The sequence below is a fragment of the Bradyrhizobium manausense genome, from assembly GCF_018131105.1.
Classification (GTDB): Bacteria; Pseudomonadota; Alphaproteobacteria; order Rhizobiales; family Xanthobacteraceae; genus Bradyrhizobium; species Bradyrhizobium manausense_B.
In genome coordinates, this window is record NZ_JAFCJI010000002.1 from 90,902 (window position 1) to 111,705 (window position 20,804).

Here is a 20,804-nt window from a genome sequence, read left to right on the forward strand (position 1 = left end):
ACAGTCCGATCGGGCAGCGGGTCCGACAGAAGCTAACCCGGATTTGGGTTGAAACGCCCCTAATGCGACATCATCACCCAGCACGGTGGCTGGCCGATGACGGTCTTTGTCACGCCGCCCCAGACGGTCTCGTTCAGTCGCGAATGATGATAGGCGCCCATGACGATGGCATCGACGGCGAGGGAATGTGCCCAGCTCCCCAGCACCTTCCCGATCGAGCTGCCGCTGCCCTTCACCGTTTCGAAAGACGCGTAGATCCCGTGTTCGCGCAAGTGATGGACGAGACTGTTGCCGGATTGCATGATCGCTTCGTCCTTGTCATCCGTCACGGTGATCACGCGCACCACAGCAGCGGCTTGCAGGATCGGCATTGCATCGCCGACGGCCCGCGCGGCGCGCGCCGAATGGTCCCAGGCAATCACAACATTCTCGAAGTCCGGCCGCAGAGCCGCCACGTGTTGCTCTGGACAGAGCAGTAGCGGCCGCCCGGATTGGAACAGGAACGTCTCAACGAGGTTTTCGGTTCGGCTGTCGTGCGGCTTCACGGGGATCAAAGTGAGATCGCTGAAGCGGGCATGCTCCGCCAGGGTCGATGCGATCTGGTCCGCCGGCACCCTGCCCGATCGGCTTTGGGCACGAATGCCGGCGCGCGAGGCCGCGTTGGTGAACGCATTCAGGAGTTGCTGCATGTCGCCCGCCTCGCGTCCCTTGAGTTCGGCAGACTCGGGGTCGTCTGGGAACACCACCTTCGGCCGCACGAAAGCATCGTCCTCGAGCGCGAGCCCGGTGATCCTGGCGCCGAGATTGGCGGCAACGGCGACGCAGTTCTCGATTGCAGCCAGCGTAGGGGCACGCGGCTCGCCAACGAGCGGCAGAAAGACGTCCTTGATGGGCATCGGAATTATCTCACCGACCAGACTAGGCCGCCTTCGATCCGGGCGCTTGATCCTCCTCAGGCCGGGAAACCTCGGCATCGACAGCCGACGACAGGCCTTGACGGAAGTCAAGGACCGGCGCCGAGTTAAGCATTACCCTGGCTTGTGGCCGGACCACGCGGCGCCCTCATCTGCAACATGCCGGCCGGAATGACAGACAATTCTGCGACCCAGGAGCGGATTTTCGCGGCACTGACCGCGCGAGCCGGTGTAAAGCGGATCGACACGCACGCGGCCTCGATCTTCCTCGACGGGACGCGCGCGCTGAAGATCAAGCGGGCAGTCAAATATCCCTTTCTCGATTATTCGACGCTCGAGAAACGCAAGGCGGCCTGCGAGGAAGAGCTCAGGATCAACCGGCCGCACGCGCCGCAGATCTATCATCGGGTCCTGGCCATCACCCAGGACCCGAACGGATCGGTGACGATCGACGGCCGCGGCCGGCCGATCGAATACGCCGTCGAGATGTTGCGCTTCGACGAAAACCGGACGTTGGATCATCTGGCGAAGGCTAGACGTTTCGATGCGGACTTCGCCTCGGCCATCGCCGACGCGATCGCAGCCTCGCATGCGACCGCCCCGCCCGCCGACGGCGAGGCCTGGGTTTCCTCTATTCCCGTCCTAATTGACGGCAATAGCAATGGTCTGCGGAACGGCAATCGTTTCGCAGCAGCAGAGATCGAGCAGTTGGCACGGGTCTCGCACGCAGTATTCGCGCGCCTTCGGCCTTTGCTTGATGAGCGCGCTCGCCATGGCTTCGTGCGCCGTTGCCACGGCGATCTGCATCTTGCCAACATCGTGCTGATCGAACGACAGCCCGTATTGTTCGACGCCCTCGAGTTCGACGCGCAGATGGCGACCGTCGATGTGTTCTACGACCTTGCATTCGCGCTGATGGACCTGCTGCACCACGATCAGCTGCTTGCCGCCAACCTCGTGCTGAATCGGTACCTTGCCGCGACGCCGCTCGACAATCTCGACGCGCTCCGCGCGCTGCCGCTGTTCCTGTCCATTCGCGCGGCGATCCGCGCCCAGGTGGCGATGGCACGGCTGAAGCCATCACATTCCGACGACGCCGAGATTGTTGACGACGCGCATCGCTATTTTGACCTTGCCCGGGCGCTGATCCAGCCTCCAGTCCCGCGACTGATCGCGGTGGGCGGCCTGTCGGGCACCGGTAAATCGGTCCTGGCACGCGCGCTCGCGCCGACCGTGGCGCCGCAGCCAGGGGCCGTGGTGTTGCACAGTGACGTCATTCGCAAACAGATGTTTGGGGTCGCCGACACGGACCGGCTACCGCCATCTGCATATACCCCAGAGCTTGCCGCACGGGTCTACGCGACCTTGGCCGAGCGCGCCCGCCGCGTGCTGGATCAGGGTCATTCGGCGATTGTCGACGGTGTGTTCGCCCGCGATTTTGAACGAGACGCATTCGGCGCGCTGGCCCGGGATTGCAACGTGCCTCTCACCGGCCTCTTCCTGGTCGCTGATCTGAAGACCCGGCAAGCCCGAATCGGCGGCCGTCGCGGCGACGCATCGGATGCCACGCAAGAGGTTGCCGCAATGCAAGAGCACTATAGTATCGGCCATATCGATTGGACGACCATCGATGCGTCCGGGACACCCGAGCAGACGCTCCAGAGCTGCCGGGACGCGATCATCGAAGGCAGGTAAGGCAATCTGATTGGCGCGGACGAGGATGGCGCGACCCACCATGACTTCGGCAGCGGCCGGCCCGGTCAGGCCGGCGGCGGGACGTCCCTTGCCCTGGCGCCTCAGTTCCGGCATGGCCTGCGACACCGCCTTTCGGATCATCGCCCGCCGCCACTTTGCCGCCGTCCTCGCGCAGCACGAGGGCACCTGCCGTGGTGATCCGGAGGCCCTGCACCAGATCCGAATCGCGCTGACCCATCTGCGGACCGCCATCCGCTTCTTTTCCCCCATGGTCGACGATGCGCTGCGCCCCAAGGTCTGGGCCGAGCTGAAATGGCTCAACAGCCAGCTCGGCATGGTGCGGGACCTCGACGTCGCCATTGAGCGCGTTGTGGCAGAAGCCGGTGACGAGCTCGCAGTAATCGCCGAGCTCCAGCACTGGGATGAAAAGCGCGCCGAAAGTCACCGCCTGCTGGGCCGGGCCCTGCAATCGGCACGATATCGCCGCCTCGTGGAGCAAACCTCGAGCTGGATCGAGAGTGGCCCCTGGTCGACAAGGCGCAGCAAGGAGGCCATCCGGCTGCGCCGCTGCCCGCTCGCCGAGCACGCGACGGCGCAGCTGACCGAATGGGAAGAGACCCTTCTCCGGAAGGCCAAGAAGCTGCGCAAGCTCGACGTCGAGAAGCGGCACAAGTTGCGGATTCTCAACAAGCGGCTGACCTATTCGATCGAGTCGCTGGAAGATCTGTTTGCCGACAAGTCGCTGGCGAAACAGAAGGCGATCCTCAAGCAATTGCGCAGGGCGCAAAAGTCCCTCGGACGTTTGAACGACGATGCGCGTGGTCAGACGCTGGCCGCCTCACTGAACGAAGCTGTTCCCGAGGCGGGCATTCGCTTTCTCGACCGCAAGCGGGAAAAGAAGCTGCTACGGACGGCTTCGGCGGCCTATCGTAAACTCGACAAGACCAAGCCGCTTCGCTCTTCAGACCTCGCACCGAGTGTGGAGGCCGAGGACTAGGTCGTCGTCTCCCGTCGACTCGGCCAGGGCCGTCTCCCAGGCCGACGCGAGCCGTACGATGTTCAGCGAGGAATGACGGCGGTGGCTTCGATCTCGACGCGCGCCGCCTTCTCGACAAGGCGGACGACCTGGACCAGCGCCATCGCGGGATAATGCGCGCCGAAGACGGCGCGATAGATCCTGCCGAGCTCCTTCAGGTTCGTCAGATATTCGTCCATGTCGACGACATACCAGGTCAGACGCACCAGATGCTCGGGCCGCGCACCGGCCTCAGCCAAAATCTCGGCGATGTTGCTCAGGGTCTGACGCACCTGCGCGACGAAGCCTTCCGCGAGACGTTCCTCGGCATCCCAGCCGATCACGCCGCCGGTGACGACGATCCGCCCTTCGGCAGCCATGCCGTTGGCATAGCCCTTCGGCAATGGCCAGCCGGAAGGCTGGAGCACCTGCGCCCTTGGGCTGGCGTCATCCTCGGCGGCGGTCGGCAGCACCGCGAGCTGGGGGCCTTTCGGCGTTGTCACGGACAATGCTCGTTCCTCATCTCATTCTGCCGCGACGCCCGAAGACGTCGCTGCCACCTGCGCTAACTGTCGCAAGGCGAAGCGTTTCAATTTGCCGGTCTCGGTTTTCGGCAGTTGGGTCACGAACTCGATCGCGCGCGGATATTTGTAGGGCGCGATCTCGCGTTTGACATGGTCCTGCAACTCGGCTGCGAGCTTTGCATCCGGCGTCACGCCGGGCGCGGCCACGACATAGGCCTTCACGATCATCCCACGCGCCTCGTCCGGTGCACCGACGACGCCGCATTCGGCGACCGACGGGTGGGTGAGCAGCGCGGCCTCCACATCCGTGCCTGCGATATTGTACCCGGACGACACGATCATGTCGTCAGAGCGCGACTGGTACCAGAAGTAGCCGTCGCTATCCATCAGATAGGTATCGCCGGTGATGTTCCAGCCGTTCTGGACGTATTTGCGCTGCCGCTCGTCGGCGAGATAGCGGCAGCCGGTCGGCCCGCGCACCGCGAGCTTACCCATCGTGCCCGGCGGCACATCGTTGCCGTCATCATCGACGATCTTTGCCTCGTAGCCGGGAACGGGCTTGCCAGTCGCGCCGGGACGAATCTCGTCCTCGGTTGCGCTGATGAAAATATGCAGCAGCTCGGTCGAGCCGATCCCGTCCATCAGCTTGATGCCGGTGGCCTTCAGCCAGGCATCGAAGGTCGCCTTGGGCAACGTCTCGCCGGCGGAGACGCATTTTCGCAATGAGGAAATGTCACGGCCCGGGAGCTTGCTGATCAAGGCGCGGTAAGCGGTCGGGGCCGTGAAGCAAACCGTGGTCTTGTACTGCTCGATCGCCGACAACATGTCATCCGGCGTCGTCTTTTCGAGAACCACGAAAGAGGCGCCGATATGCATGGGGAATAGCACGCCACCGAAGCCGAAGGTGAAGGCGAGCGGTGCGGACCCGACGAAACGATCCTTCTGCTCGGCCCGCAAGATGTTGCGCGCATAGCCGTCGCACACCGCCAGCATATCCCGGTGGAAGTGCATGGTGCCCTTGGGATCGCCTGTTGTACCGGATGTGAAGGCGATCAGGCAGATATCGTCACAGGCGGTATCGACCGCCGCAAAGTCAGGGCTCGCATCCGCGATAAGCGCCTCGAGCGAGTCGGGCGCGCCGTTGCCCCAATAGACCACATGCCTGAGACCGGGCGCGGCCAGCCTGGCCTTCTCCATCTCATCGGCGAGCTTTCCATCGCAGAGCGCGAGCGAGATCTCCGCTTTCTGGATTGGATAAGACAGCTCCTTGGCGCGAAGCAATGGCATCGTCGCCACGCAAATGCCGCCGGCCTTGATCACAGCGAGATAGGTCGCGACCATCATCGGACTGTTGGCAGAGCGCAACATCACGCGGCCGCCGGTGACGAGACCCAGTTTGCCGACCAGCACGTTGGCAATGCGATTCACCAGCGCTTGCAGCTCGCGATAAGTATGACTGACGGCCGGACTGATGACGCAGGGCGCATCGCCCTGCCCCTGTTCGACCCAGCGGTCGAGGAAATAGCTGACGCAATTCAGTCGCGCGGGATAGCGCAGCTCCGGCCGCGTGAAGATGAACTCCGGCCACAGATCTGGCGGCGGCAGATGCTCCCGCCCAAACGTATCGACATGGGCGGTCGCAGCGTCATGCGAGCCCGAGATTTGAACCTTGGCCATCTCACGCTCCTTCGCGCATGGAAAGCACCCGGCAGCACTTCATTGGGAAACATTTTAGGCTTAAAACAATTTGGCGCAATAGCGGATTTTGAGCATTCCGGGCGTTTTCGTGCGGCAAAGTGGATTGGCGGGCGTCGCCCTTGGGCTTAAGGCTTGCGACGTGCCGCCGATTTCTGGGCCGACGACTTGGTCTTGGCCAAAAGCCGCATCAACTCGCGCACATCCTTGGGCGTCAGGTCGGCAAAGAGATCAGCGATCCAGGTCTCGTGTTCCGAGGCCATCCGGCGAAACTCGGCGCGACCGAGTTTCGTGAGGCGGATCACCTGGACACGGCGGTCGGTCTCCGAGGTGCGACGGTCGAGATGACCGGATTCCACCAGGCGCTCAACGAGGCCGGTGACGTTGCCATTGGACACCATCATGCGCTTGGAGACATCGGACAGCGTCATTCCGTCGGGCGCCTTGTCGAGCTGTGCCATCAGGTCGAAACGGGGCAGCGTGACGTCGAAGCGCTCCCGCAACCGGCCGCGGACTTCACCCTCGATCAGGGTCGTGCACGTGAGCAAGCGCAACCACAGCCGAAGCTCCTCGGCATGGTCCTCCGGAGTTTCGGTGGCCTTGGTCTCGGAATCGAGCATCTCGGTGCAGTCACTCACGGCCGGAATTGGCGCTGGCTCGGGATTCCCAACATTTTGAGCTTCAAATAAATTGGCGCCCGCCGCAAGCCTAAAGCTGCAACAATCGACCGCATGCGAATTTCTTTAGGCTTCAAGCAATTGGCGCGCCGCTTGCATGCGCGGCTGCGCGCAAGATGGTGAAGCCTGAGCTTGCTTGCCGCGGCAGCCATCATCGGCATAAGCTTGGATCCAAATACGCGGCTTGCAGCGCAAGTCCGATGTCACGGGGGGATCAATCATGAAGACGAAACTGACCTTGGCCGCCGCCTTTCTGCTCGGCTCCGCACTGAGCCCTGCTCTCGCCCAGGAGAAGATCAAGCTGGGCGTGATCGTGACGCTGTCGGGACCGGCCGCCGCGCTCGGCCAGCAGGTTCGCGACGGCTTTGCTCTCGCGGTGAAGGACCTCGGCAGCAAGATGGGCGGCCGCGAGGTCGAGGTCATCGTAGTCGACGACGAGTTGAAGCCCGACGCGGCGGTGACGAAAGTCAAGGGCCTGCTGGAGCGCGACAAGGTCGACTTCGTGATCGGCCCGATCTTCTCCAACATCCTCCAGGCGATCCACCGGCCTGTGACGGAGTCGAAGACCTTCCTGATCAGTCCCAATGCCGGGCCGTCGACCTTTGCCGGGAAGGACTGCAACCCGTTCTTCTATGTGACGTCCTATCAGAACGATCAGGTGCACGAGATCCTCGGCAAGGTCGCGCAGGATCGCGGCTACAAGCGAATGTATCTGATGGTGCCGAACTATCAGGCCGGCAAGGATTCGGTCGCCGGCTTCAAGCTCGACTACAAGGGTGAAATCGTCGAGGAATCCTACATGCCGCTCAACACGCTGGACTTCCAGCCGGAGCTTTCCAAGATTTCGTCGCAGAAGCCCGATGCCGTGTTCACGTTCATGCCGGGCGGCCTCGGCGTCAACCTCGTCAAGCAGTACAAGCAGGCCGGTCTCGCCGACAGCATTCCGGTGCTCTCGGCGTTCACGGTGGATGAATCGACGCTGCCCGCACAGCAGGACGCGGCGGTCGGCATGTTCGGCGGCGCGAACTGGGCGCCCAATCTCGACAATCCCCAGAACAAGAAGTTCGTCGCGGCCTATGAGGCCGCCTATAACAGCGTGCCCGGCACCTACGCTTTCCAGGCCTATGACGCCGCGATGCTGATCGATAGCGCGGTCAAGGGCGTGAAGGGCGACCTCTCCAACAAGGATGCCGTCGGGGCTGCCCTGAAGAAGGCAGACTTCACGTCGCTGCGCGGGTCATTCAAGTTCAACACCAACGGTTACCCGATCCAGGACTTTTACCTGACCAAGGTGGCCAAGCGTCCGGACGGCAAGTTCCAGACCGAGATCGTCCAGAAGGTTTTCGAGAATTACGGCGACCGTTACGCCAAGGACTGCAAGGCGGCGAACTAAGGCCGCACGTTGCGTTAAGGGAGGACTGCAATGAAGAGCGAAATCACCGGCATCACACGGGCCAATGAGGGCATCCAGGGCATCTCCTGGAACATCCTCGGTCAGACCTATGTGCCGAAGAGCAACACCGAGAACAGCTTCTCCTGGCACGCGACATTGCCGCCGGGCACGTTCGTGCCGCCGCATATTCATCCCGACCAGGACGAATATCTCTACATGCTGGAGGGCAAGCTCGACTTCATGCTCGGCAACTCGGAAGCGCAGGCAACTCCCGGCGACCTGATCCGTCTCGGCATGGGCGTGCCGCACGGCATCTTCAACAAGTCGGACCAGACCGCAAAAGTGCTGTTCTGGGTCTCGCCGACCAAGAAACTGTTCGACCTGTTCTGGGGCCTTCACAACATGAAAGAACAGAGGCCGGAGGACGTGGTGGCGATGGCTGCCGAGTTCAACATCCACTTCTTGCCGCCGCCGCCCGGCGCGGGCTAGCGGCTACTTTAGGCGCGCACCGCAGCGAGGCCGGGCACTGCGGCAAAGCCGGCCTTGGTGGCATAGCCACGCACGATAGCCTCGCGCTGGGAATAGCTCAGCACGTTATCGATATTATCAAAGCCGTCGGGCGCGAGCTGCTCGACGGCGTCGATGACGCCCTCGGGGCCGCCACGACGATTGGAGCGGACGATATCAGCCGTCATCGGCAGACGCTTCTTCTCGTATTCCATCAACGCCTGACGGGGATGCTCGGCGCGTACCAGTGCGTCGGCGAGACAGCGCGCATCGAGGATGGCCTGCGAAGCGCCATTGGAGCCGACCGGATACATCGGATGCGCGGCATCGCCGAGCAGCGTGACGCGCCCGGATGACCAATACGGCAGGGGATCGCGGTCGCAAGTCGGATACTCATAGAATTCGGGCGTTGCCGCAATCAGGCTTCTTACGTCGATGTAAGGCACCGAGAAGCGCGCGACGTGCGGCATCAGCTCCTCCCGCCGGCCCGGCCGCGACCAGTCTTCCTTCCGTGGCGGCGGCGCATTGCCCTCGCCGACTTTCACCAGCACCGCCCAATTGGTCAGGCGGCTCGCGGGGCTCGAACCTTCAGCGATCGGATAGATCACCACCTTGGCATTGAGGCCACCGGCGACGATCATCGATTTTCCGGTGAGGAACAGCGGCCAGTCGCGCGCACCACGCCACAGCATCAGGCCGTTCCAGCACGGCGGTCCTTCATTCGGGAACAGTGTGTCGCGGACACGCGAATGGATGCCATCGGCGCCGATCAGGATATCGCCACGCGCGGTATGGATATGCGAGCCGGCACGGTCGAAGAAGTAGGCCGTGACACCGCCCTCGTCCTGCGTGAACGCGCCAAGCCGGCAGCCGGTGTGGATCGCCTCCGCCCCGAGCCGTTCCTCCACGGCGCGATGAATGACACCCTGCAGACGACCGCGATGGATCGAGAATTGGGGGACGTCGTGGCCGGCGTCCACGCCGCGGGCTTCGCGCCAGACCTCCTGGCCATGGCGGTTGAGGTAGTAGAGCTGGTCGGTGCGGATCGCAACGTCGTCGAGGTTTTGCAGCAAGCCAAGACCGGCGAGCTCACGCATGGCGTGTGGCAGCGTGTTGATACCAACGCCGAGTTCGCGGATCGTATCGGACTGCTCGAATATCTCGCAGCCGATACCGCGGGCCCGCAGCATCAAAGCCGTGGTGAGACCACCGATACCGCCGCCGACGATAATCGCTTTCATCGCCCTTAACTCCACTCAAATACGCCAGGCAATGGGTTAACGTCGCACGGGCGGTTACTCCGCCGCAAGCGGCTTTGTGGCCTCCGCCTTGAGCTCGGCCCGGGTCTTGGGCTTAGCCTTAATTCTCAGCTCCTCGAGGTCCTGCCGGTCGCGCACGCTATTGCGGAAAATCTGGTCCTTTCCGGGCAGATATTGCGGTGGGCAGAACGCGTCATTTGCGCCGTACCAGGCCGCTGCCTTCATGGTGAAGAAGGGGTCGACCAGATGCGGCCGCCCGAGCGCGACGAGGTCAGCCCGGCCGGCGGCCAAAATGGTGTTGGCCTGGTCCGCGGTGGTGATGTTGCCGACGCACATGGTGGCCACGCGCGCCTCGTTGCGAACCTGGTCGGAGAATGGCGTCTGGAACATGCGCCCATAGACCGGCTGGGCATCGCGCACGGTCTGCCCGGTCGAGACGTCGACCAGATCGACACCAGCCTCGGCAAAGGCGCGCGCGACGGCAACCGCATCGTCACCGGTGATGCCGCCGTCAGCCCAATCAGTTGCGGAGATACGCACCGACATCGGCTTGTGCTTCGGCCACGCAGCACGCAGGGCCTCAAATATCTCGAGCGGGAAGCGCAGGCGATTTTCGAGCGAGCCGCCGTATTCGTCGGTACGCGTGTTCGTCAGTGGCGAGATGAAGCTCGCCAGGAGGTAGCCGTGGGCACAATGCAGCTCGAGCATGTCGAAGCCACAGCGCTCGCCGCGCTCGGCTGCCGCGACGAAAGCGGCTTTCACCGCATTCATGCCGGCACAGTCAAGCTCGCGCGGCACTTGGCTGTCAGGAAAATAGGGCAGCGGCGATGCCGAGACCACGTCCCAGCCACCTTCGTCCAGCGGGCGGTCAATGCCATCCCACATCAGCTTGGTCGCGCCCTTGCGTCCGGCGTGCCCGAGTTGCAGGCAGATTCTTGCTGCCGAGTTGCCATGAACGAAATCAACGATTCGCCGCCACGACTCTTCCTGCTCGTCGTTCCACAGACCGGCGCAACCGGGCGTGATCCGCGCATCGCGGCTGACGCAAGTCATCTCCGTAAAGATCAGGCCGGCGCCACCGATCGCGCGCGAACCGTAGTGCACGAGGTGGAAATCATCGGGAACGCCCTCTTTCGCCGAGTACATGCACATCGGCGATACCACGGCGCGGTTGGCAATCTCCATCTCGCGCAAGCGGAATGGCTGGAACAGCGGCACCATCGGCTTGTCAGTGCTGACGTCGAAACCGTTGCTTCGCACTTGCCTGGCGAATGACTTCTCGACCTCGGCGACGAAATCGGGTGCGCGGAGTTTCAGATTGTCATAGGTGATCGCCTTCGAGCGCGTCATCACGCCGAAAGCGAACTGCACGGGGTCAAAATCCCAGAAGCGGTCGACATGCTCGAACCAGACCAGCGAGACGTCGGCGGCGTGCTGCGTCTTCTCGACCTCCTCGCGGCGGCCGTGCTCGTAGACGTCCAGCGCAGCCTTGATGTCGGGCGCCCTCGCCATCGCCTCGGCCAGTGCGATCGCGTCTTCCATCGCGAGCTTGGTACCGGAGCCGATCGAGAAATGCGCGCTCGCCTTGGCGTCCCCTAGCAGGACCATATTGTCCTTGACCCAGCGCTTGCTGCGGATCATCGGGAAATTGCGCCACATCGAGCGGTTGGTGAGCAGCTTGTGTCCGTCGAGGAACCAACCAAAGATCTCGGCCATCCGTGCGGCGGACTGGGTCTCATTCAGCCCCGTCAACCCAGCCCGCTCGAACGTCTCCGGATCTGTCTCAAAGATCCAGGTCGAGTGGCCAGCCTCATATTGGTAGGCGTGGGCGATGAAGGGGCCCCACTCCGTCTCCTGAAAGATGAAGGTGAAGGCATCGAGCGGCCTGGTCGAGCCCATCCAGGCGAACTTGTTGGTGCGGAGGTCGACTTCCGGCTGGAAGTGCTCGACATATTTCTCGCGGAAACGACTGTTGACGCCATCGGCGATCAGGATGAGGTCGGCATCGGCAAAGCGCGTTTCGTCGTCGATATCCACTTCGAAATGCAGGCCGACACCCAGCTCACGCGCCCGCTCCTGCAGGATCAGAAGCAGCTTCTGCCGGGAGCAGCCGCAAAAGCCGTTGCCTCCCACCCTGTGCACCGTGCCGCGAAAATGCACGGCGATATCGTCCCAGTAAGCGAACTCCTGGGTGATGCGGCGGTAGCTCGGAAGATCGTGCTTTTCGAAATTGTCGAGCGTGGCATCCGAGAACACCACGCCGAAGCCGAACGTATCGTCTGCGCGGTTGCGCTCATACACGGTGATGTCGGCGCTCGGGCGCTGCTTCTTGAGCAGGATCGCTGCGTAGAGACCCGCAGGTCCGCCACCGATGATCGCGACTTTCATGGGAGCCTCGCCAATTCACCCGGCCATGAAAACTATTTTAAGCCTAAAATAATTTCTGGCAAGTCCTCCGTTGCAGGCCTTCCCGGGAAAAGGCCGTCAGTCACCCCTGAAGACCGGTTTGACCTTGTTGGCAAAAGCCTCAAATGCGCGTTCGAAATCTGCCGTCGTCATGCAAAGGGCCTGGGCAACGGCCTCCGCTTCGATCGCTTCCTCCACCGACATCGCCCATTCCATTGCCAGCATCCGCTTGGTCATGGTGTTGCCGAAGGTCGGCCCTTCCGCGACCTGCTTGGCCAGCAGCTGTGCCTGGGGCAGCACCTGCTCCGGCGTGACGATGCGGCTGAAGAAGCCCCAACGCTCGCCCTCTTCCGCGGTCATGAACCGGCCGGTGTACAGAAGCTCGGAGGCGCGGGACTGACCGATGATCCGCGGCAGGATCGCGCAGGCGCCCATATCACAGCCGCCAAGACCGACCTTGTTGAACAGGAACGCCACCTTTGCACCACTTGCGGCAAGCCGCATGTCGGAGGCCATGGCAATGATCGCGCCGGCACCGGCGCAGATGCCCTCGACCGCGGCCACAATCGGCTGCGGGCAGGCCCGCATCGCCTTGACAAGGTCACCAGTCATCCGGGTGAACGCCGTCAGGCCCTTGGTGTCCATCTTCACCAGTGGGCCGATGATCTCGAACACGTCGCCACCAGACGAAAAATTGCCGCCGGCACCGGTGACGACGATCGATCTGACCGCGTCATCGAACGCGCAAGCGCGGAAGAAATCCGTCAGTTCGCGGTAGCTCTCGAAAGTCAGCGGATTCTTTCGTTCCGGACGGTTGAGCGTCACGGTGGCAACGCCGTCGACCACGGCCAGCAGGAAATGTTGCGGGGAATAGTCCGCGAGCGGCACGGTGACGGGATTGGCTGGTCTGCTCATGCGATCTCCTTAACTTCCTTGTACCGTGCCTGCACCACGTACGCTAGATTTCGCCTCCGGCGACCGCAATCGCCTGCCCTGTGATCGCACCGGCATTCTCACTGCACAACCAAAGCACGGCATTCGCGACTTCCTGCGGCGCAATCAGGCGTCCCTGCGGATTGTGCCTGGCGAGCTCGGCGACCGCCTGCTCACGGGTTCGCCCGGTCTTCTTCATGATGTTGTCGATACTGCCGGCAACAAGATCGGTGTCGGTGAAACCGGGACACACCGCGTTCACGGTCACGTTGCTGCCAGCCAATTCCAAGGCAAGCGAACGCACCAGACCGACAACGGCGTGCTTCGCCGCCGTATACGCGCTCACGTAAGCGTAGCCCTTGAGCCCCGCCGTCGATGCAATCGCAACGATGCGCCCGTAGGGGCGATCCTTCATCCCTGGAAGCACCGCCTGGACGGCATGGACCACGCCCATGAAATTGATGTCCATCATGCGCGCAAAAAGAGCACTGTCCGACTTCACAAACGGCGCGGATTCAGCGCTGCCCGCATTGGCGATCAAGATATCGATCGGCTTTCGCACATGCGCGGCGGCGATCGCCGCCTTCAGTGCTGCTTCGTCCGAGACATCGGCGATGGCCGCAAAATGCGCAGCGCCTGCGCTCACCGCCTCTTCGAGAGTAGCGGCATTCCGGCCGAGCACCGTAACGGTAGCGCCCGCCTCGACAAGAGCGACCGCAATCGCGCGGCCGATGCCGCGACCGCCACCGGTCACCAGCGCGTGTGGCGAATGCGGCAATGCGGACATGCGCGGGCTCCCTGGAAACTGACGATCGTTCCTCCGATATATTTTAACCTTCAAGCTTTTGCAACGAAAGCAAGGATCGACGTTGCGAATGCCATCCCGAGAAAGACCGGCCCGAAAATTGCTTTAAGTATAAAATTATCCCTTCCCATCCCCCACAGGCCTGTTAGCATCGCCGGGCCAAGCAAAAGGATGTCGCGTGTCGCAGCCTGCGCCAATGATAACAAGGGATGGACGTTTCGCCTATGAAGCCGCAGGCGATCCCGGCGCCGCACCCCTGATCTTCCTGCATGGTATTGGCGGCGCAGCGCGGGCCTGGCGGCAGCAGCTTGCGACATTCGGCAATCGTTTTCGCGCGATTGCGTGGGACATGCCGGGCTATGGCGGATCTGCACCGCTCCCGAGCGTCAGCATCACTGCCCTGGCCGATGCTCTCCAGCAATTCATCGCACAGATCGGCGCGACAAACCCCATTCTGGTGGGTCATTCGATCGGCGGCATGATCGTCCAGAAATGGCTGGTGCAATCGCCGAAGCAGGCGCGCGCGGTTGTTCTGGCACAGACAAGCCCGGCCTTCGGCAAGGCCGACGGTGACTGGCAAAGATCATTCATCGCTGCAAGGCTTGGGCCGCTCGATCGCGGTGAAACGATGAAGTCGCTCGCGCCCTCGCTGGTGAAGGAACTGGTCGGTGACGATCCTGATCCCAAGGGAATGGAGCTCGCGTGCGAGTGCATGGCAAACGTGCCTGAAGCGAGCTACCGCGCCATGATGCTGGCCCTGATCGGCTTTGATCAGCGCAACACCCTCAAGGACATTTCCGTCCCGACGCTGCTGTTGTCCGGCTCCAAGGACAACAATGCGCCAGCGCCAATGATGGCGAAGACCGCGACCTACATCCCTGCGGCTGAATATGTCGAACTGGCCGGCGTCGGCCATCTTGCCAACCTCGAACGCCCTGATGCCTTCGACAAGGCTCTCGGCAGCTTCGCCGATTCCGTCGCAGCAAAAACACGGGTGACTGCGCAATGACCATGCAAGTCAGCAAGACTATCGGCGCAACTGACAAGATCGCGCTGGACGCACCGATCTTCGATCCCGTGGCGTTCCGCCTGAGCGACGAGCAGGCCGGCATCATCGCGCGTGCGCGGGAGATCGGCCAGAGCGTGTTCGCCGGCCGGGCGGCGACCTACGATCGCGAAGCCATCTTCCCGACCGAGAACTATCGCGACCTGCACCGCGTCGGCCTGCTCGGGATCGCCATCCCCAAGAAGCACGGAGGGCTCGGCGCAAACTACCAGACTTACGCCCTGGCAGCCGCCGAGATCGGCCGCTATTGCGGAGCCACCGCGCTCACCTGGAACATGCATGTCTGCTCGACCCTATGGTCGGGCCCGCTCGCCGACGATCTCGACATGGACGCTGAGACCCATGCCGATCACGAGCAACGGCGCGCGGTCCACTACAAGCGGATCATCGAGGATGGCGCGATCTACTCGCAGCCCTTCTCCGAGGGCGGCGCGGCCGCTGCAGGCGGCGTTGCATTCGGCACGGAGGCAAAACCCGTCAAGGGCGGCTGGATCGTCAACGGCAAGAAGATCTTTGCATCGCTCTCCGGTCACGCTGATTACTACGGTGTGCTCTGCACCGAGATCGAGGAAGGCGAGAAGGCCTCCCGCCGCAACACCCTTTACCTCGCCATCTCCGCAAAATCGGAAGGCGTCTCGGTCGTCGGTGAATGGGATCCGCTCGGTATGCGTGGAACTGTCTCGCGCACGCTGTTGTTCAAAGACGTGTTCGTACCGGAGGATTCCGCGCTGATGCCGCGGGGCGTCTATTTCCAGGCGGCCATGCGCTGGCCGCACATGTTCCTGACGCTGTCGCCGACTTATATGGGCCTCGCGCAAGCCGCCTATGATTTTACATTGCGCTATCTTCGCGGCGAAGTGCCGGGCATGCCGCCGGTCAAGCGCCGGATGTACCCGACCAAACAGATCGCGGTCGCGCAGATGCAGATCAAACTGGAGCAGATCAAGGCAATCTGGTTCCAGGCTGTCACTGAGGCGCGCGCCAATCCAAGCAAGGAGCAAGTGCTACGCGCCTATGCCGCGCAATATTCGGTGATGGAGGGCGCCAATGAACTGGCGGCGCTTGCGATCCGTACCTGCGGGGGACAGGCCATGCTCCGCTCACTTCCCCTGGAACGGATCTATCGCGACAGCCGTTGCGGCTCGCTGATGCTGCCCTGGACAGCCGAGCTCTGCTTGGACCGGATCGGGCGCGAGGCGCTATACGAGGCCGGCGAAACGGACGACTGACCGTGGACCTTTGCAGTCTGATCGATCGCAACGCGGCGTTTGCGCCAGACAAGACAGCCATTGCCTTCGAAGGTGAGCGGCTGAGCTATGCCGCATTCGCCGACCGCATCGATCGGACCGCCACAGCCTTGAAGCAGGAATTCAGTGTCGGCCCTGGTGACCGCGTCGGGATTCTGAGCCTGAATCGGCCGGACTATCTGGTCCTGCTCTACGCCTGCGCGCGGCTCGGCGCGATGCTGGTGCCGCTGAATTGGCGGTTGGCGGTCGCCGAGCAGCTCTTCATTCTCACCGATGCTGGCACCAAGGTATTGGTGCTCGAGCAGGCATTTGAGGGCCTTCTCTCCGAACTTACGCGGGGAATCGCCGTCATTGGCCTGGATTTCGCGCCTCTGCACGGCAGGACTTTCGAAAGCCTGCTGGCGCACGACGGAAGCAGCGGACCCAACCAACACACCGATCTCTCCTGCCCGCTGCTGATCGTCTACACGTCAGGCACGACGGGACGACCGAAGGGCGCGGTGCTGCGCCAGGAGGCGCTGTTCTGGAACGGCGTCATGAGCCAGCACATGCACAACATGACGTCCGACGATCATGTGCTGACGGTGCTGCCCTTCTTCCACGTCGGCGGGCTCAACATCCAGACCACGGCAGCGCTCCAGCTCGGCGCAACCGTCACGATTCACGCCCGCTTCGCGCCTGATATGGCGCTAGCCGCCATCGAACGGGACCGGCCTACCTTGACGGTCCTGGTGCCGGCGATCATCCAGGCCGTGAGCGAGCACCCAGCTTGGGCCACGACCGATCTCTCGTCGCTGAAAGCCGTCGCCACCGGCTCGACCATCGTACCGCCCCACCTGATCGATCGTTTCGTCGCGCGCGGCGTACCGGTGCTGCAGGTCTATGGCTCGACGGAAACCTGCCCGATCGCCATCTACACCCGCCTCGGCGCCGACCTATCACGCACGGGATCGACCGGACTTGCCGGTCTGTGCTGCGAAGCGAAGGTGATCGATCAGGCTGGCAACGAGGTGCCGGCGGCCACACCCGGCGAGATTGCAGTACGCGGGCCCAACGTCTTCTTCGAATATTGGGGCGATCCGGACGCAACGCGCGACACGCTGCACGACGGCTGGTATCGCACCGGTGATATCGGCCTGTGCGACGCCGATGGCTATTTCTGGGTCCGTGACCGCAAGAAGAATATGATCATTTCCGGCGGCGAGAACGTCTATCCAGCCGAGGTCGAGCGTGTCCTGCTCGAACATCCTGACGTCAGTGAATGTGCCGTGATCGGGAGACCGGACCCGCGCTGGGACGAGGTCCCTATCGCTTACGTCATCCGGCGATCCGGCTGCCGGCTCGAGGCGGACGAGCTGCGAGCGCACGTTCAGGCGCAACTCGCCCGCTATAAGGTTCCACGCGACATCGTCTTCGTTGCCGACCTGCCGCGCACAGCGCTAGGCAAGGTCCAGCATTTCCTGCTGAAGCAGCTTGATACGCAGTCGCGCGCGCAAGGAGAAGCATCTTGAGGATTGCGGTTCTGGGTGGGGGAAACGGCTCTTTCGCCGCCGCAGGCGATTTTGCGCTGTCGGGGCATGAAGTCCGGCTCTGGCGCCGTGACGCGGATCAGGTCGAAGCACACCGCGCTGCCGGCTCTCGCATCCTTGTAAAGGATCACAATGGCCGCCACGACGTGAGGCTGGCGCTGATCACCACCGAAATCGCCGAAGCTGTCAGCGACGTCGAGCTGATCGTGTGCCCTGCCCCTGCCTTCGCGCAACAAGACATCGCGCGTTTGCTTGCTCCGCACCTGCGCGATGGCCAGGTCGTGTTTCTGCCGCCGGCGACGTTCGGCTCGATGATCTTTGCCCAGGCCGCGCGCGACGCCGGCAATCGCGCAAGGGCCAGCTTCGCTGAGACTGGCACGCTCCCGTGGCTTACCCGCAAACACGGCCCATTTGAAGCTGCGATCACCATCCGCGCCAAACGGCTGCCGGTCGGCGTTTTTCCGCTCGATCAGGCACCACACGCGCTTGACGTGATTGGACGTGCTTTTCCTGACGTGATCGAGCCATGCGGCGACGCATTGTCCGGCGCGTTGATGAATGCAGGCTGCATCATTCATCCACCGCTGATCGTGATGAACGCGGGACCGATTGAGCATTTCGAGCGATGGGACATCCACAAGGAAGGAACGCAGCTCGCGATCCGGCAGGTGACTGACGCCCTCGATGGAGAGCGGATCGCCGTGCGCGAGGCGCTCGGATATGGCGCGCCGCATTTTCCGCTCGCTCATCACTACGCCAGGGAAGGCGAGATCTGGATGTACGGCCGCGGTTCGCACGATCGCCTGACTGATTCCGGCGACTGGCGCGAGCGGATCGTCCTGACCGAGCACCGCTACATGCGCGAGGATTTGCGGCTTGGGCTGTCGCTGCTGGTGTCTGTGGCTGAGCTAGCGGGGGTCGCCGCGCCGCTCGCCAAGGCTTTCCTGGCCATAGGCGGCGCAATCTGCGGCGAAGATTTTGTTCAAGGCGGCCGAACATTGGCGACGCTGGGACTTGGCAAGCTTCACAAGACCGAGTTGCAGACGCTGCTTCGCGAGGGATTCTGATCAATGGGCAGCCGCGCCAAAATTGCATGTCTCGGGGCCGGTCGCATGGGCCGCGGCATCGCCGTTGCGTTTGCCTATGCGGGCCATACGGTCACGATGATCGACATCAAAGCCCGCTCGGCGGAAGATTTCGCCGGGCTGGAAGCGGACGCGCTCGGCGAAGTCAGAAAGACCTTTGCCAGCCTCTCGAAGCTGGGGCTGCTGAACGAAACCGACGTTGATCCGCTTATCGCGCGGGTTTCCGTGGTGCCAGCAAGCCAAAGCGGCACCTCGCTGTCCGAGACCGGAATCGTATTCGAGGGCGTCCCTGAGGTCGTCGAGCTCAAACGCGAGGTGCTGGGGGCCGCTTCAAGACAGGTTGGCCCGGGGACGATCATTGCATCCACGACATCGACCATCCTCGTCGACGATCTCTCCGGTGCGATCGAAAATCCCAGCCGCTTTCTCAATGTGCACTGGCTCAATCCGGCTTATCTAATTCCATTGGTGGAAGTGTCGCCCGGCAAAGCCACCAATCCCGCCATCATCGACGAGGTCAAGGCGCTACTCGAGGGTATCGGCAAAGTGCCCGTGGTTTGCGCGGCAACGCCCGGCTTCATCGTTCCGCGCATCCAGGCGCTCGCAATGAACGAAGCCGCGCGCATGGTCGAGGAAGGCGTCGCCAGCCCGGAGGAAATCGACAAGGCGATCCGCTACGGCTTCGGGTTCCGCTATGCCGTGCTGGGGTTGCTCGAGTTCATCGATTGGGGCGGCGGGGACATTCTCTACTACGCCAGCCGGTATCTCGAAGGTGCGCTCGGCAGCGACCGCTATCGCGCGCCGGACGTTATCTCACACAACATGCACGAAGGCCGAATTGGCCTGCGCACGGGCGCAGGCTTTCTCGATTATTCAGGCATGGACGTTGACGCCTATCGCGTAAAGCGCCTTCAGGCCATGGTCGACCTGCTTCGGCACTTCGACCTCGCGCGGCCGCCGGTGCTCGACCGCAACTAACCGAAGACATCCTGGAGCACACCGTCTCGAATCACCGCGACGCCGTCAAGTTCGATGGTTGTCCCCATCATCGGCAGATCGAAATGACCCGCGGTGTAACGCCCAGCGAATTCATTGGCCCCGGTCGAGAACAGGAAGTTTCCGGAGACGGCACGGATTTCAGTGCCGTTGGTGTCGCGCTGGTCGTACATCGACAACGCCTCATAGCGCGCGCCCGGATTCATGCCAAAGCCGACATGTGACACGGCATAGGCCTCCCGATCGCCCCAGGCGGCGAGATAGGCGCGCATCATCGCGGCATCCGTGCCCTCACCTTCGAGCTCGACAACATAATCGTTCTTCAAGGTCATCCTCACCGGCGAGGTCAGATAGCGCTTGAAGGTAAGATTGATATCGCCGGGCGCCATCACCAGCGTGCCGTTGATCGTCCCGCTCTTGGGAAAGCTGACGACGATGCCGCCCGGCCAATGCGCCAGCGTTCCAGGCCTGTCGGTCCAACCCCACACGCCGACCGTGGACGCACCGACCATGTCCACATCGAGCGCTGTACCGGCTTTCGAGGTGACCCGCATCCGCTTCGTCCCGCGCAGCATCTTCGCGGCTGCGCGAACGCGCTTTTCGAGCGCGGGGTCCGGCACCATCCGCTCCAACGCCTCTGGATGCTCGTTGGAGATCACCAGGATGCGCGCGCCGGCCTTTAGAATCTCGGGCGTCTCCGCCGCGTGCATCAAACCCTCGATGGTGCAATCCACCACAAAACCAGCCTGTTGAAGCGCCGTGATGACCGGGCCAAGCTTCTGGATCGCCTCGCTCGCTCCCGTCGAACGAACCGGAACGATATTCCGGTTCCGCGGCGTCGGCATCACCACGTGAAACGGCCGCGCGCCCATGCGCAGCAGCGCGAGTTCCGCCAGATGCACGTTCAGCGCACGCGACTGAGTTTCCGAGAGGATCGCCGCGGTATCGCCCGGCTTGACGGCGCAACGCTCAAAGATCTCGCAAAACGCGTCGATCCATTTTGCCTCGATGCGATCAGCCAGCATGATTCACTCCCGGTCTCCTGGTTTCCTGTCAAT

General features: G+C 62.8%; 18 protein-coding genes. 9 read left to right on the forward strand and 9 right to left on the reverse strand.

Features of this window, described 5'->3' with window-relative positions:
• Positions 1–59 precede the first annotated feature (59 nt).
• On the reverse strand, positions 60–896 hold the full coding sequence (locus JQ631_RS20690; protein ID WP_212328739.1) for a universal stress protein: 837 nt from the start codon (positions 894–896) through the stop codon (positions 60–62).
• Positions 897–1,085: 189 nt separating this feature from the next.
• On the opposite strand from JQ631_RS20690, the gene JQ631_RS20695 reads away from it, so the two are divergent.
• On the forward strand, positions 1,086–2,609 hold the full coding sequence (locus JQ631_RS20695) for a bifunctional aminoglycoside phosphotransferase/ATP-binding protein (protein ID WP_212328740.1): 1,524 nt from the start codon (positions 1,086–1,088) through the stop codon (positions 2,607–2,609).
• Between the two features lie 25 nt (positions 2,610–2,634).
• The gene (locus tag JQ631_RS20700; RefSeq protein ID WP_212328741.1) at positions 2,635–3,606 is read left to right on the forward strand and encodes a CHAD domain-containing protein; all 972 of its coding nucleotides are present in this window, start codon (positions 2,635–2,637) and stop codon (positions 3,604–3,606) included.
• Positions 3,607–3,668: 62 nt separating this feature from the next.
• On the opposite strand, the gene JQ631_RS20705 is transcribed toward JQ631_RS20700, so the two are convergent.
• The 3 genes from JQ631_RS20705 to JQ631_RS20715 form a co-directional block, all read right to left on the reverse strand.
• Positions 3,669–4,127, reverse strand: coding sequence for a RidA family protein (locus JQ631_RS20705; RefSeq protein ID WP_212328742.1), 459 nt, complete (start codon positions 4,125–4,127; stop codon positions 3,669–3,671).
• Positions 4,128–4,148: 21 nt separating this feature from the next.
• A complete protein-coding gene (locus JQ631_RS20710) occupies positions 4,149–5,825 on the reverse strand; it encodes a benzoate-CoA ligase family protein (protein WP_212328743.1) in 1,677 nt (558 codons plus the stop codon).
• A gap of 146 nt (positions 5,826–5,971) precedes the next feature.
• A complete protein-coding gene (locus JQ631_RS20715; RefSeq protein WP_212331463.1) occupies positions 5,972–6,463 on the reverse strand; it encodes a MarR family winged helix-turn-helix transcriptional regulator in 492 nt (163 codons plus the stop codon).
• Between the two features lie 277 nt (positions 6,464–6,740).
• On the opposite strand from JQ631_RS20715, the gene JQ631_RS20720 reads away from it, so the two are divergent.
• Positions 6,741–7,913, forward strand: coding sequence for an ABC transporter substrate-binding protein (locus JQ631_RS20720; RefSeq protein ID WP_212328744.1), 1,173 nt, complete (start codon positions 6,741–6,743; stop codon positions 7,911–7,913).
• A 30-nt stretch (positions 7,914–7,943) separates the two neighbouring features.
• A complete protein-coding gene (locus tag JQ631_RS20725; RefSeq protein ID WP_212328745.1) occupies positions 7,944–8,402 on the forward strand; it encodes a cupin domain-containing protein in 459 nt (152 codons plus the stop codon).
• Positions 8,403–8,410: 8 nt separating this feature from the next.
• Here JQ631_RS20725 and JQ631_RS20730 read toward each other — a convergent pair whose 3' ends face one another.
• The 4 genes from JQ631_RS20730 to JQ631_RS20745 form a co-directional block, all read right to left on the reverse strand.
• On the reverse strand, positions 8,411–9,661 hold the full coding sequence (locus tag JQ631_RS20730) for a flavin-dependent oxidoreductase (RefSeq protein ID WP_212328746.1): 1,251 nt from the start codon (positions 9,659–9,661) through the stop codon (positions 8,411–8,413).
• 54 nt (positions 9,662–9,715) lie between these two features.
• Positions 9,716–12,067 carry a bifunctional salicylyl-CoA 5-hydroxylase/oxidoreductase gene (locus JQ631_RS20735; protein ID WP_212328747.1) on the reverse strand — a complete coding sequence of 784 codons (2,352 nt, stop codon included), beginning with the start codon at positions 12,065–12,067 and terminating at the stop codon, positions 9,716–9,718.
• Positions 12,068–12,163: 96 nt separating this feature from the next.
• Entirely contained in the window at positions 12,164–13,000 is an 837-nt protein-coding gene (locus JQ631_RS20740; protein WP_212328748.1) for an enoyl-CoA hydratase family protein, read from the reverse strand.
• Positions 13,001–13,043: 43 nt separating this feature from the next.
• Positions 13,044–13,805, reverse strand: coding sequence for an SDR family NAD(P)-dependent oxidoreductase (locus JQ631_RS20745; protein ID WP_212328749.1), 762 nt, complete (start codon positions 13,803–13,805; stop codon positions 13,044–13,046).
• Positions 13,806–14,019: 214 nt separating this feature from the next.
• Between JQ631_RS20745 and JQ631_RS20750 the strand changes: the two genes are divergently transcribed.
• Genes JQ631_RS20750 through JQ631_RS20770 form a run of 5 tightly spaced genes read left to right on the forward strand, consistent with a single transcriptional unit; the run spans position 14,020 to position 19,728 of the window.
• Positions 14,020–14,832, forward strand: a complete 813-nt coding sequence (locus JQ631_RS20750; protein WP_249160849.1) for an alpha/beta fold hydrolase — start codon at positions 14,020–14,022, stop codon at positions 14,830–14,832.
• Positions 14,829–16,118 carry an acyl-CoA dehydrogenase family protein gene (locus JQ631_RS20755; protein WP_212328752.1) on the forward strand — a complete coding sequence of 430 codons (1,290 nt, stop codon included), beginning with the start codon at positions 14,829–14,831 and terminating at the stop codon, positions 16,116–16,118. Before JQ631_RS20750 ends, JQ631_RS20755 begins: the two co-directional genes overlap by 4 nt.
• Positions 16,119–16,120: 2 nt before the next feature.
• Positions 16,121–17,647 (forward strand): class I adenylate-forming enzyme family protein, encoded by a 1,527-nt coding sequence (locus tag JQ631_RS20760; RefSeq protein WP_212328754.1) that lies wholly within the window; start codon positions 16,121–16,123, stop codon positions 17,645–17,647.
• On the forward strand, positions 17,644–18,732 hold the full coding sequence (locus JQ631_RS20765; RefSeq protein WP_212328756.1) for an NAD/NADP-dependent octopine/nopaline dehydrogenase family protein: 1,089 nt from the start codon (positions 17,644–17,646) through the stop codon (positions 18,730–18,732). Before JQ631_RS20760 ends, JQ631_RS20765 begins: the two co-directional genes overlap by 4 nt.
• 3 nt (positions 18,733–18,735) lie before the next feature.
• Positions 18,736–19,728, forward strand: a complete 993-nt coding sequence (locus JQ631_RS20770; RefSeq protein WP_212328757.1) for a 3-hydroxybutyryl-CoA dehydrogenase — start codon at positions 18,736–18,738, stop codon at positions 19,726–19,728.
• Here JQ631_RS20770 and JQ631_RS20775 read toward each other — a convergent pair.
• Entirely contained in the window at positions 19,725–20,771 is a 1,047-nt protein-coding gene (locus JQ631_RS20775) for a 2,5-dihydroxypyridine 5,6-dioxygenase NicX family protein (RefSeq protein WP_212328758.1), read from the reverse strand. The two genes, JQ631_RS20770 and JQ631_RS20775, sit on opposite strands and share 4 nt — an antisense overlap.
• Positions 20,772–20,804 lie beyond the last annotated feature (33 nt).